Below are 12,156 nucleotides of genomic sequence, written 5' to 3' on the forward strand. Positions count from 1 at the left end.
TCAGAAGTGAAACGCCGTAGCGCCGATGGTAGTGTGGGGTCTCCCCATGCGAGAGTAGGGAACTGCCAGGCATCAAACAAGCGAAAACCCTTAGCGAAAGCTGGGGGTTTTTTGCGTTTGGAGGGATCAGTCATCGGGCGTGCAAACACGTAACCGGTGACCATCAGGGTCCAGTGCGACAAAAGTGCGGCCAAACACAGCATCAAATGGGGGCTGTTCAATGGTGACGTCCTGCGCCAGCCACTGCTGATAGAGTGCTTCAACCCGCGTTGCATCTGCCACCATAAAAGAAAGTTCTGCACGGTGGCCATTTCCTGTCGACACAAAGTCTCGCGCGCTGGTCGACCATAGCCCCAGATTCAGTCCATTATCGAAGGAGAAGGCTGCCCATGTTGGTAGCGCCACATCAGGTGCACAGCCAAGTAATTGCTGGTAAAACTCGCTGCTGCGTAAGGGATCTGCCACGTAAAGCAGGATCAAATTGGGATTAAGCATAGTGCTGACTCCAGTGATGAATGTTCACGAGCAGCGTAGCAGGCATGACTGCCAGAAAGTGGCAGGAGAGAAGCGGGTAAGATGAAGAAAAAGCCCCGCCAGGCGGGGCTAAGAGGATTAGTGAATAACCTGCGACAGAAACGCACGGGTACGTTCAGACTTAGGATTAGAGAAGAACTCCTGCGGTGGCGCCTCCTCGACGATCTCACCGCGATCCATAAAGATCACCCGGTCGGCCACGGTACGGGCAAAGCCCATTTCATGGGTTACGCACAGCATGGTCATACCATCTTCTGCCAGGCCAATCATGGTATCCAGCACTTCTTTCACCATTTCCGGATCGAGTGCCGAGGTTGGCTCATCAAACAGCATGATTTTCGGTTTCATACACAGTGAACGAGCAATGGCGACACGCTGCTGCTGTCCACCGGACAGCTGACCCGGGAATTTATGTGCATGTTCAGCAATGCGCACACGCTGCAGGTAGTGCATTGCCAGTTCCTCGGCCTCTTTCTTCGAGGATTTCCGCACCCAAATCGGTGCCAGCGTACAGTTCTGCAGCACTGTCAGGTGCGGGAACAGGTTAAAGTGCTGGAACACCATGCCGACTTCAGTACGCACGCGTTCGATATTGCGCAGGTCATCATTCAGCAGTGTACCATCGACAATAATCCGCCCCTGCTGATGCTCTTCAAGATGGTTAATACAGCGGATGGTGGTGGATTTGCCCGAACCGGATGGGCCGCATAACACGATGCGCTCGCGCGGTTTCACCTTCAGGTTGATATCTTTCAGCACATGGAACTGCCCGTACCATTTGTTGACATTTTCGAGCGTAATCATCATCGCGTCGTCAGAATTCATTACAGATTGCGTCATTTTAAACCTCAGTGCGGTGTACGCCCGGTGTGGAAGCGCTTCTCCAGATGCTGGCTATAGCGCGACATGCCAAAACAGAAAACCCAGTAGACCAGTGCAGCAAAGACATAACCTTCGGTCGACATTCCCAGCCAGGTGGGGTCGACGGTTGCCTGCTGCACACTACTGAACAAATCAAACAAACCAATGATGATCACCAGACTGGTATCTTTAAACAGGGCGATGATGGTATTCACCAGCCCCGGAATGACCAGTTTCAGCGCCTGCGGCAGGATCACCAGGAACTGCGTTTTCCAGTAGCCCAGTGCCAGTGATTCCGCGGCTTCATATTGCCCTTTCGGCAGCGCCTGCAGGCCGCCACGCACCACTTCTGCTACATAGGCTGACTGGAACAGGATCACCCCGACCAGCGCGCGCACCAGTTTGTCGATGGTGGTGCCTTCCGCCATAAACAGCGGTAACATCACCGAAGACATAAACAGAACGGTGATCAGCGGTACGCCGCGCCAGAACTCAATAAAGATGACTGACAGCGAACGCAGCACCGGCATGCGTGAGCGGCGCCCCAGTGCCAGCAGGATGCCTAACGGCAGTGCGCCGGCAATCCCCACGGACGCGATAATCAGCGTCAGCGTCAGACCACCCCACTGGCGGGTTTCCACCCGCTCCAGGCCAAAATAACCACCATACAGCAGCAGCCATACCGTGATCGGATAGGCCACCGCCCAGACGGCGATATAGCGGCCACGACGCGGCATACTTTTGATAAACATCGGAATGATCGACAGCAGGCCAATCACCAGCGCCAGGTTAATGCGCCAGCGCAGTTCATGGGGGTAAAGCCCATACATAAACTGGCCAAAGCGGGCATGGATAAACACCCAGCAGGCGCCTTCTTTAGTGCAGTCTGCGCGGGTTTCCCCCTGCCAGTTAGCCTGAAAGATCAGCCAGTTGAGTGCCGGTGGAATTGCGGTGCAGATAATCCACAGGCACAGCAGTGTCAGCACGGAGTTAAACCAGCTGGAGAACAGATTTTTTCGTGCCCAGAGCACTGCACGCGCGAAGGCGTTGGTGCTGGCCGGGGCGGTTTCGTGTGTACTTATCGTCATAAAATTACCGTTCTCTTAACGCTCAACCAGCGCGATTTTGCGGTTGTAGATATTCATTAACAGCGAAATCGACAGGCTAATAATCAGGTAGACCGCCATGGTGATGGCAATCGTCTCAATAGCCTGACCGGTCTGATTCAGCACGGTTCCGGCAAACAGCGATACCATATCCGGATAACCAATCGCGGCTGCCAGCGAGGAGTTTTTCACGATATTCAGGTACTGGCTGGTCAGCGGTGGAATAATCACGCGCATCGCCTGTGGGATGATGACCTGGCGCAGTGTGACCGGATTCGGCAATCCCAGCGAGCGTGCGGCTTCATGCTGACCATGTGGGACCGACTGAATACCCGAGCGAATCACTTCGGCGATAAACGACGAGGTATAAATCGACAGCGCGAGGGTTAACGCCGCCAGCTCTGGGATCAGGGCGAAACCGCCACGGAAGTTGAAGCCACGCAGTTCAGGGACATCCCAGTGCGTTGCCACGCCGAAGAACAGGTTTGCCAGCAGTGGCAGCCCAATCAGCAGCGCCAGTGCGATGGGCCAGGTACGACGCAGCTGACCGGTTTTTAACTGGTGTGTCCGGTTGAAGCGGAACAGAGCCACGCTGGCGATAACAGCCAGCAGCAGCGCGACCAGGAACGGCACGGTACCCGGTGCATATTCCGGCCACGGGATATAGAGGCCACGGTTGCTGACAAAAGCGATATCGAAGGCATTCAGTGCATCACGTGGTCCAGGCAGGTTGCGTAATACGGCAAAATACCAGAAGAAGATCTGCAGTAATGGCGGGATATTACGGAAGATTTCGATATAGATATTGGATATTTTCCGCAACAGCCAGTTATCTGACAGGCGCGCCAGACCGATAACAAAGCCAAGGACAGAAGCAAAAACGATACAGAGCGCAGAAACCAGCAGCGTATTGGTCAGGCCGACCAGAAACACGCGTGCATAGGTATCCCCTTCTGAATAATCAATCAGGTGCTGGACGATACCAAAACCGGCGCTGCGGTCAAGAAAGTCAAAGCCGGAGGTGATACCACGGCTGGCAAGGTTAATTATCGTATTGTGGATCAGGTAACCGACAATAATGAAAACCGCGGCGATCGCGATAATCTGATACAGCCATGCGCGCACCGCAGGATTGCTGAATGAAAAATCCCTTTTGACGGTTGGGCGTTGAGACATGTTGAAACCTCAGTAACGAAAACTCTGACGTGGGCGCCGCTCGTGCGGCGCCCCGTTATACGGTAGGAATTAGCGCACTGGAGGAGCGTATTGCAGACCACCATCTTTCCACAGGGCGTTCTGACCACGTGCGATTTTCAGCGCACTGTCTTTACCGACGTTACGGTCAAAGCTTTCCTGATAATTACCAACCTGTTTGATGATGTTGTAAGCCCATTTGTTGTCGAGCTTCAGATCTTTACCGAAGTCACCTTCAGCGCCTAACAGGTGAGCCATATCAGGCGTGGTCGGTTTAGCGGCCAGCTGATCAACGTTTTTCGAGGTAATACCCATCTCTTCAGCATTCAGCATGGCGTTAAATGACCATTTCACAATGGTGAACCAGTCATCATCACCGCGACGCACCACCGGACCCAGCGGCTCTTTCGAGATCACTTCCGGCAGTACGGTAAATTCGTTTGGTTTGCCCAGTTTAATGCGCAGCGCATACAGCTGAGACTGGTCGGAAGCCAGCGTATCGCAACGGCCGCTGTCCAGCGCTTTCGCGGATTCGTCAGAGCGGTCGAACGTTACCGGGGTATACTGCATTTTGTTGGCTTTGAAGTAGTCAGCCACGTTCAGTTCGGTATCAGTACCGGCCTGAATACAAACGGTTGCGCCATCCAGCTCTTTCGCGCTCTTCAGATCGGTCGTGTGGTGAGTCAGGAAGCCGATACCGTCGTAGTAGTTAACACCGGAAAACATAAAGCCCATGCCGCCGTCGCGTGAGGAGGTCCAGGTGGTGTTACGAGAGAGGATGTCCACTTCACCGGACTGCAGCGCAGTGAAACGCTCTTTCGCGGTCAGTGGGGTGTATTTTACTTTGCTGGCATCGCCGAAGACGGCTGCAGCTGTTGCGCGACAAATGTCTACATCCAGACCGGTAAATTTACCGCTGGCATCTGCATAAGAGAAGCCTGGCAAACCGTCGCTAATACCGCACTGCACAAAACCTTTCTTTTTAATGGCGTCCAGTGTGGTACCCGCATGAGCCTGATTAGCGACTGCGAACAGTGCTGCAGTGGCAACCAGAGTGGAAAGCATCATCTTGTTCATAAAGCATCCTGTGTGGCGTGATTGTTTTTTTATAGATAGTGCGCTTTGTTGTAGTGCACTTTTTCCTGTCTGCGGCGTATAGCCATTCACGACTTTGCAAAGGTAATGCCAGAATTGCAGGGTCCTGAATTCTGTGAAAAGAGATGTTAATAATCGGGTTGGCAAAGAAAGTTTGCCTAATAATCGCGCACCAAACTGAGGCAAAGCCAGTCGAGCCGATCATAAATAGTGCAAATAGTTTCACTATCGCGAAGCAATGTGACCGCACCCGCAATTATTACGGGGGGAAAGTAAAAAGCCCGCGAGTTTTACTTCACGGGCTGGCAGAAAAGCGGGGGGATTAATAGAGGGAAGCAGCGCCTGCTGGCCGGGTTTTAAAGCGGCGGTGCAGCCACATATACTGGTTTGGCGCGCGCATGATTTCACGCTCAATCACTTTATTCATCCACGCGGCGGCCTGTTGTTCATCTTCTAACGGGTAGCCCTGCAGCTCTGGCTGGATCACCAGTTCGTAACCACTGCCGTCTTCTTTGCGAATCAGCACTACGGTGACCATGGCCGGTTTCGCCATGCGTGCCAGCATATAGGTTCCGCTGGTCGTTGCGGCCTGGGGAACGGCAAACAGTGGCGCGAACACACTGCCTTTCGGGCCGTAATCCTGGTCCGGTGCGAACCATACCGCTTCGCCTTTTTTCAGCGCACCGACCATCCCACGCAAGTCACGGCGGTTGATCATCGCTTTATTGGAGCGCATACGCCCTTTGGTCTGCACCCACTCCATCAGCTTATTATTATGCGGGCGGTACATGGCCATCATTGGCTGACAGATCCCCATGGTGCGGCCACCGAGTTCCAGCGACATAAAATGAACACCAATAATCAGCACGCCACGCTGGTCTTTTTTCGCCTGCTGCAGATTATGCAGACCATTAACGGTAAACCAGCGCTTAACGCGGCGCTCCGGCCAGAACCAGGCCATACCAGTTTCCAGTAATCCCATTCCCAGCGATTCGAAATTACTGATAATGCGCTGTTCCAGCACATCCTGTGGCAAATCAGGGAAGCAGAGTTGCAGATTGCGGCGGGCGATCCTGACCCGGCGCGGCAGAAAACGCATTGAGGTGCGTCCCATCCAGGTACCCAGTTTTTCCAGTAGTGGAAAAGGCAACTGGACCAGAAGGAAAAGCAGGCCTAATCCCGCCCAGGTCAGCCAGTAGCGCGGATGGAGCAGATCGCGCGTGAACACCGGTGACACTTTTGCTTTTTTCATCATGTTCTCGTTATCTTTGCTATCAATATATTGCGTATAAATCGTGTTACCCCGGGAGGAGGGAACAGTATTCCATGGTCCTGGTTCAGAACGTCTGACATCCCTGAAGCCTGAAAGTTGGCGATTTTGCTGTTTTTTTACACTTTCAGCAATATCCGACGGCAGACAGGCATAAAAAAGGCGCAATCCTGAGCAGTCACGCCTTGCTTTAAGCCGCTATTATGCGCTTTTTTTATGGCTTGATGATGAAAAAGATTAGCGGAACTGGTTATTTTTTATCATCGACAGGCGCAGAAACCAGTGCTGGCTGAACCTGCGGCTGACCGCAGCATAAAGAGAGGCAGGGCGGGAGGGAAAAAGAAAAGGGCGCGCTGTCTGCAGACAGTGGCGCCCTTATCCGGCAGGGTTACTGATAAAATCAGTTCATGCCGTATTTTTTCAGTTTCTTACGCAGTGTACCGCGGTTGATACCCATCATCAGTGCTGCACGGGTCTGGTTGCCACGGGTGTACTGCATCACCATGTCCAACAGAGGCTGTTCTACTTCAGCCAGTACCAGCTCATACAGGTCATTCACATCCTGACCATTCAGTTGAGCAAAATAGTTCTTCAGTGCCTGTTTGACCGAATCACGCAGAGGCTTTTGGGTAACCTGATCCTGTGAGTTTACGGTAGATACGGTCAGTACGTCAGAATTTACGCGTTGTTCGAACATAGTTCTGTCAGCTCTTTATTTCTATTAGGCAAGTTTTTCGAAGTATGCCTCCAACGCCTCCAGCTGTTCGCTGGCATCCTCAATGGCGTTGAATGTGCGCCGAAACTGGTCGTTCGGGGCGTGCTCCTGGAGATACCAGGACACGTGCTTCCGGGCAATACGGTATCCCTTGCGCGCACCATAAAAGTCGTGCAGTTCCCGTATGTGTCCGATGAGCAAGTGCTTCACCTCTGCCAGTGGCATGGGTGGCAGCAGCTCCCCTGTGTCCAGATAATGCTGGATTTCCCGGAAGATCCACGGTCTTCCCTGAGCAGCGCGGCCTATCATCAGGGCATCAGCCCCCGTATAGTCGAGCACCGCTCTGGCTTTATGCGGGTCAGTAATGTCTCCATTCGCGATAACCGGAATGGAAACGTTCTGCTTAACTGTCCGAATGCTGTCATATTCAGCATTGCCGTTGAACAAACAGGCGCGTGTGCGTCCATGTATTGTCAGGGCCTGAATACCACAACGTTCAGCCAATTGGGCAATCTCTACGCAATTGCGATTATCTGTATCCCAGCCGGTGCGAATCTTTAAGATCACGGGAACGTCTACAGCATTCACTACCGCTGAGAGGATGGACTGTACCAACTCAGGGTATTGCAACAATGCCGATCCCGCCATCTTGCGATTCACTTTTTTGGCCGGACAGCCCATGTTGATATCGATGATTTGCGCGCCAGACTGCGCATTAAAACGCGCGGCTTCTGCCATCTCATCAGGGTCGCATCCGGCTATTTGCACGGTGCGGATCCCGGGCTCATCACTGTGTACCATACGCAAACGGGACTTATCGCTGGCCCAGACTTCAGGGTTTGACGATAACATCTCCGACACGGTCATCCCGGCTCCCATCTCGTGACAGAGTGTCCTGAAAGGTCTGTCGGTAATCCCGGCCATTGGCGCGGCGATCAGTCGATTACGGAGCTGGTGTTGTCCTATGCGCATGAAAAAGAAGTGACCATATATGTTCGCAAGGCGGCGTATATTACGCATTTTTTAACGAAGATGAAAGGCCAAACTTTGAACAATTCGCTGAGAATGTGCAGGGAATAGTGCTCAGGAGGTTAGCTGACTAATATTTTCCTTTTACATACAACAAGTTAAAAAATAAAGACGAAATTGTGTACAAAGTTTTTTCTTTTTTTGTGAGCCAGATAACAACATAAATCACGCCGTAAAGCGCGATAAACATGATATCCGGGCAGCGAGAGGGGGTTGTGGTAGTGTAAAAAAGCAACAGTCGTGCGACTTCACAACCCTCTCTGATTACCTGCTTTACCCTGGGCTAAGAAGCGCTTTCTTAGCCCACCGATCTCTGTTACTTGCGGATACCGGTAATGCGGCACCACTCCTCTTTTTCCGCAACCGGATCGAGGGTGAATTTATCCGCATAGGCTTCACATACGCTTTCCGCCTGGCTGGCCAGTACACCGGAGAGACCCAGGTGACCACCCTGCTTCGGCAGCACGCCAATCAGCGGTGCCAGCTCACGCAGCGGGCCGGCAAGGATATTGGCGACAACCACATCCGCCGACAGATTGTCCGGTTGCTGCTGTGGCAGATACAGCGACAGACGATCCGAAACGCCATTACGTTCAGCGTTATCACGGCTGGCCTGGATCGCCTGAGGATCGATATCAATGCCGATGGCCTGCGCCGCGCCCAGTTTCAGCGCGGCAATCGCCAGGATGCCGGAGCCGCAGCCGAAGTCGATCACGGTTTTACCCTGCAGATCTAACCCATCCAGCCACGCCAGGCACAACGCCGTCGTTGGGTGCGTACCGGTGCCAAATGCCAGACCTGGGTCCAGCATCACATTCACGGCATTGGGATCTGGCACATCGCGCCAGCTCGGGCAGATCCACAGGCGCTCACCGAAACGCATCGGGTGGAAGTTATCCATCCACTCACGTTCCCAGTCTTTATCTTCGATCTGCTCGATTTTATGGTGGAAGCCTTCACCCAGTAGTGGATGGTGCTGCAGGCCTGCCACCACCACATCCATCTCGGTTTCGGCGTCGAACAGGCCAATCACATCGGTATCACCCCACAGCAGCGTTTCGCCAGGCAGTGGTTCGAATACCGGGTTGTCATGGGTATCCTGGAAGGTCACGGAGACCGCACCCTGATCCATCAATGCATCGCTCAGTGCCTCGGCATTGTCACCCGTGGTGTTAATCTTGATTTGTATCCATGGCATAGCGATTCTCTTACTCAAACAGGGGTTGTGGCATCGTCCGGCTGCGACGCCGGGCGACCAAACAGATTACCGATCACAAAGGCGATCAGGCTCAGCAATAGGGCAGGGACAATCGGATGGAAGCCCTGCCACTGAATATTGAAACTTGCCAGTGCAACATAGACGACAGCGCCGACAATCATACCGCTCAGCGCACCTGCGGCATTGGCTTTCTCCCAGTACAGCCCCAGCACCAGTGGCCAGAGGAAGACCGCTTCCAGCCCGCCGAACGCCAGCAGGTTGAGCCAGATAATCATATCCGGCGGATGACGCGCCGCCAGCAGCAGCAACACCGCCAGCAACAGTGTGATGATACCGGACATGCGTTTCAGCAGCGGCTCATTGCTGATCTGCTGCGGACGGACACGCAGAAACAGATCTTTGACGATCGTTGCGGAAGATTGTAGCAGTTTGGCGTTAATGGTCGACATGATCGATGCCATCGGCGCGGCAAGGAAGATCCCGGCGGCAAACGGCGGCAGGACGGTGATCATCAGCGTCGGCACCACCTGGTCGGGGATTTTCAGGTCCGGCACGATGGCACGGCCCAGCGCACCCGCCAGGTGCATACCCAGCATCAGGATAGTCACCACGATGGTGCCGATAATCATGCCGCGATGTACCGCTTTGCTGTCTTTGTACGAGATGCAGCGCACCGCCGTATGCGGCAGACCAATCACGCCAAAGCACACCAGCACGGCAAACGAGCTGAGGAACGCCGGATGAATAATATTATCCACGCCGTGTGGTTCCAGCAGGCGCGGGTCGATCTGCTGCAGCTTTTCCACCGCCGCATGCATACCACCCGCTGCGTGGATCACGGCAAACAGCAGCAGGAAAGTACCTGCCAGCATCACCATCCCCTGCATGGTATCGTTCAGCACACTGGCACGGAAGCCGCCGAATGCGGTGTACAACGCAATGGTCAGGCCGAAAATCAGCAACCCGGCGTCATAAGGAATACCGGCGGCGGTTTCCAGCAGACGCGCGCCGCCGATAAACTGCACCGTCATCGCGCCGATAAAGGCAACCAGCAGGCTCAGACTGGCCAGCCAGACCAGCAGCGGGCTGCCGTAACGGGCGTACAGCATATCGTTCAGCGTCACGGCATTGTAGCGGCGCGCCAGAATGGCGAATTTTTTGCCCAGCACGCCGAGCGCCAGCCAGACGGCCGGCACCTGCACCATCGACAGCATCACCCAGCCAAGACCATATTTATAGGCGGCACCCGGGCCACCGATAAAGGAACTGGCGCTGATATAGGTGGTGGTGAGCGTCATGGCCAGCACGATGCCGCCCATCGAACGTCCACCAAGAAAATATTCGTTCAGAAATGAGCCTTCACGGCGTTTGCGCATGGCATAGACGGATAAACCGGCCACCAGCAGCAGATAGCCGATTAACGGCAGAATGACTTCAATTTCCACTGTCATCCTCCAGTGAGATATCGCGGAACACGCCGCGGATCATCACCCAGCAGAGAAAAATAAACAGCGCGGGGACATACAGGCAGGAGATTTCAAACCAGCGCGGTAGCCCGCTGACGCCCGTTTCGCTGCCCGCCAGCCAACTGGTGGCGACCCAGGTCGCGAGGTAGCAAACCGCCAGCACGATTGACCAGCATGCTTCTTTGTGTGCCTGCACAAAACGTGCATCCATAAGTTATCCTCAGCTGATAACCAGCAACATTTACCCTGCGGGTAAATAGAAAAAGGCCGGTCGATCAGACCGGCCTTTATCACTCAGGCAACTGCCGGATGATTAATCCTGCAGGCCGAGTTTTTTCTCCAGATAGTGGATGTTAGTGCCACCATGATGGAAGTTTTCGTCGGACATGATTTTCATCTGCAGTTCGACGTTGGTCTTAATGCCGTCAATAATCAGCTCGGCCAGCGCGTTCTTCATACGCGCAATCGCCACATCACGGGTTTCACCGTAAGTGATCAGCTTGCCAATCATGGAGTCATAGTACGGCGGTACAGTGTAACCGGCGTAGATATGAGACTCCCAGCGCACGCCAAAACCGCCTGGCGCGTGGAAGCGGGTGATTTTACCCGGGCTTGGCAGGAAGGTGTTCGGATCTTCGGCGTTAATACGGCATTCCACCGCGTGGCCTTTGATATTCACTTCTTCCTGTTTGATCGACAGCGGTTGACCCGCAGCAATACGCAGCTGCTCTTTGATCAGATCCACGCCAGTGATCATTTCGGTCACCGGGTGTTCTACCTGAATACGGGTGTTCATTTCGATGAAATAGAACTCGCCGTTTTCGTACAGGAACTCGAAAGTACCTGCGCCACGGTAGCCAATATCGATACAGGCTTTCGCACAGCGCTCGCCGATGTAGCGGCGCATTTCGCTGGTGATGCCCGGTGCTGGCGCTTCTTCCACTACTTTCTGGTGACGACGCTGCATGGAGCAGTCACGTTCCGCCAGATAGATAGCGTTGCCCTGGCCGTCAGCCAGAACCTGGATCTCGACGTGGCGAGGGTTTTCCAGATACTTCTCCATATAGACCATATCGTTGTTGAAAGCGGCTTTCGCTTCCGCACGGGTCATATTGATGGATTGTTCCAGATCTTTCTCGTTACGCACAACGCGCATACCACGACCGCCGCCGCCGCCGGAGGCTTTGATGATCACCGGATAGCCGATACGTTTACCGTGAGCACGGTTCTTATCCATATCGTCAGTCAGTGGGCCATCAGAACCAGGCACGCAAGGTACGCCGGTTTTCTTCATCGCGGTAATCGCGGACACTTTGTCACCCATCAGGCGGATAGTGTCAGCTTTCGGGCCGATAAAGATAAAGCCGGAACGCTCAACCTGCTCAGCAAAGTCGGCATTTTCGGACAGGAAGCCATATCCCGGGTGAATCGCTACCGCGCCAGTAATTTCGGCGGCGGAGATCAGCGCAGGAATGTTCAGGTAGCTTTTTACGGACTGTGCCGGACCGATACACACGGTTTCGTCAGCCAGCAGTACGTGTTTCAGGTCGCGGTCCGCAGTGGAGTGTACCGCAACAGTCTTGATGCCCAGTTCTTTACAGGCACGCAGAATGCGCAGCGCGATCTCACCACGGTTAGCAATTACAATTTTATCCAGCATGGTTCGC

The 12,156-nt window shown here is 53.9% G+C and carries 12 protein-coding genes; all 12 read right to left on the reverse strand.

What is annotated here, in order from left to right:
* Positions 1-126: 126 nt before the first annotated feature.
* Positions 127-495 carry a VOC family protein gene (locus ACSZO1_RS00520; RefSeq protein ID WP_437608450.1) on the reverse strand — a complete coding sequence of 123 codons (369 nt, stop codon included), beginning with the start codon at positions 493-495 and terminating at the stop codon, positions 127-129.
* Between the two features lie 117 nt (positions 496-612).
* Complete coding sequence (locus ACSZO1_RS00525; RefSeq protein ID WP_437608452.1) at positions 613-1,374, reverse strand: amino acid ABC transporter ATP-binding protein; 762 nt, start codon at positions 1,372-1,374, stop codon at positions 613-615.
* Between the two features lie 8 nt (positions 1,375-1,382).
* A complete protein-coding gene (locus ACSZO1_RS00530; RefSeq protein ID WP_437608454.1) occupies positions 1,383-2,483 on the reverse strand; it encodes an amino acid ABC transporter permease in 1,101 nt (366 codons plus the stop codon).
* A 15-nt stretch (positions 2,484-2,498) separates the two neighbouring features.
* On the reverse strand, positions 2,499-3,677 hold the full coding sequence (locus ACSZO1_RS00535; protein WP_437608456.1) for an amino acid ABC transporter permease: 1,179 nt from the start codon (positions 3,675-3,677) through the stop codon (positions 2,499-2,501).
* Positions 3,678-3,746: 69 nt separating this feature from the next.
* Positions 3,747-4,772, reverse strand: a complete 1,026-nt coding sequence (locus ACSZO1_RS00540; protein WP_437608458.1) for an amino acid ABC transporter substrate-binding protein — start codon at positions 4,770-4,772, stop codon at positions 3,747-3,749.
* 340 nt (positions 4,773-5,112) lie between these two features.
* The gene (lpxP, locus tag ACSZO1_RS00545; protein WP_437608460.1) at positions 5,113-6,042 is read right to left on the reverse strand and encodes a kdo(2)-lipid IV(A) palmitoleoyltransferase; all 930 of its coding nucleotides are present in this window, start codon (positions 6,040-6,042) and stop codon (positions 5,113-5,115) included.
* Between the two features lie 418 nt (positions 6,043-6,460).
* Positions 6,461-6,757 carry a DNA-binding transcriptional regulator Fis gene (fis, locus tag ACSZO1_RS00550; RefSeq protein ID WP_000462905.1) on the reverse strand — a complete coding sequence of 99 codons (297 nt, stop codon included), beginning with the start codon at positions 6,755-6,757 and terminating at the stop codon, positions 6,461-6,463.
* 24 nt (positions 6,758-6,781) lie between these two features.
* The gene (gene dusB, locus ACSZO1_RS00555) at positions 6,782-7,747 is read right to left on the reverse strand and encodes a tRNA dihydrouridine synthase DusB (protein ID WP_437608462.1); all 966 of its coding nucleotides are present in this window, start codon (positions 7,745-7,747) and stop codon (positions 6,782-6,784) included.
* Between the two features lie 373 nt (positions 7,748-8,120).
* A complete protein-coding gene (gene prmA / locus ACSZO1_RS00560) occupies positions 8,121-9,002 on the reverse strand; it encodes a 50S ribosomal protein L11 methyltransferase (RefSeq protein WP_437608464.1) in 882 nt (293 codons plus the stop codon).
* Positions 9,003-9,016: 14 nt separating this feature from the next.
* The gene (panF, locus tag ACSZO1_RS00565; protein WP_437608466.1) at positions 9,017-10,474 is read right to left on the reverse strand and encodes a sodium/pantothenate symporter; all 1,458 of its coding nucleotides are present in this window, start codon (positions 10,472-10,474) and stop codon (positions 9,017-9,019) included.
* Entirely contained in the window at positions 10,458-10,700 is a 243-nt protein-coding gene (locus ACSZO1_RS00570; protein WP_437608468.1) for a YhdT family protein, read from the reverse strand. Before ACSZO1_RS00570 ends, panF begins: the two co-directional genes overlap by 17 nt.
* 102 nt (positions 10,701-10,802) lie before the next feature.
* Entirely contained in the window at positions 10,803-12,149 is a 1,347-nt protein-coding gene (gene accC / locus ACSZO1_RS00575; RefSeq protein ID WP_437608470.1) for an acetyl-CoA carboxylase biotin carboxylase subunit, read from the reverse strand.
* Positions 12,150-12,156: the final 7 nt, after the last annotated feature.

It is taken from the genome of Erwinia sp. V71 (genome assembly GCF_965644245.1).
In the GTDB taxonomy this organism is placed as follows: Bacteria; Pseudomonadota; Gammaproteobacteria; order Enterobacterales; family Enterobacteriaceae; genus Erwinia.

Bases quoted from the DNA above. Each gene is read 5' to 3' on its own strand.
- ACSZO1_RS00520 (WP_437608450.1), bottom strand. From the start codon at position 495: ATGCTTAATCCCAATTTGATCCTGCTTTACGTGGCAGATCCCTTACGC.
- ACSZO1_RS00525 (WP_437608452.1), bottom strand. From the start codon at position 1,374: ATGACGCAATCTGTAATGAATTCTGACGACGCGATGATGATTACGCTC.
- ACSZO1_RS00530 (WP_437608454.1), bottom strand. From the start codon at position 2,483: ATGACGATAAGTACACACGAAACCGCCCCGGCCAGCACCAACGCCTTC.
- ACSZO1_RS00535 (WP_437608456.1), bottom strand. From the start codon at position 3,677: ATGTCTCAACGCCCAACCGTCAAAAGGGATTTTTCATTCAGCAATCCT.
- ACSZO1_RS00540 (WP_437608458.1), bottom strand. From the start codon at position 4,772: ATGAACAAGATGATGCTTTCCACTCTGGTTGCCACTGCAGCACTGTTC.
- lpxP (WP_437608460.1), bottom strand. From the start codon at position 6,042: ATGAAAAAAGCAAAAGTGTCACCGGTGTTCACGCGCGATCTGCTCCAT.
- fis (WP_000462905.1), bottom strand. From the start codon at position 6,757: ATGTTCGAACAACGCGTAAATTCTGACGTACTGACCGTATCTACCGTA.
- dusB (WP_437608462.1), bottom strand. From the start codon at position 7,747: ATGCGCATAGGACAACACCAGCTCCGTAATCGACTGATCGCCGCGCCA.
- prmA (WP_437608464.1), bottom strand. From the start codon at position 9,002: ATGCCATGGATACAAATCAAGATTAACACCACGGGTGACAATGCCGAG.
- panF (WP_437608466.1), bottom strand. From the start codon at position 10,474: ATGACAGTGGAAATTGAAGTCATTCTGCCGTTAATCGGCTATCTGCTG.
- ACSZO1_RS00570 (WP_437608468.1), bottom strand. From the start codon at position 10,700: ATGGATGCACGTTTTGTGCAGGCACACAAAGAAGCATGCTGGTCAATC.
- accC (WP_437608470.1), bottom strand. From the start codon at position 12,149: ATGCTGGATAAAATTGTAATTGCTAACCGTGGTGAGATCGCGCTGCGC.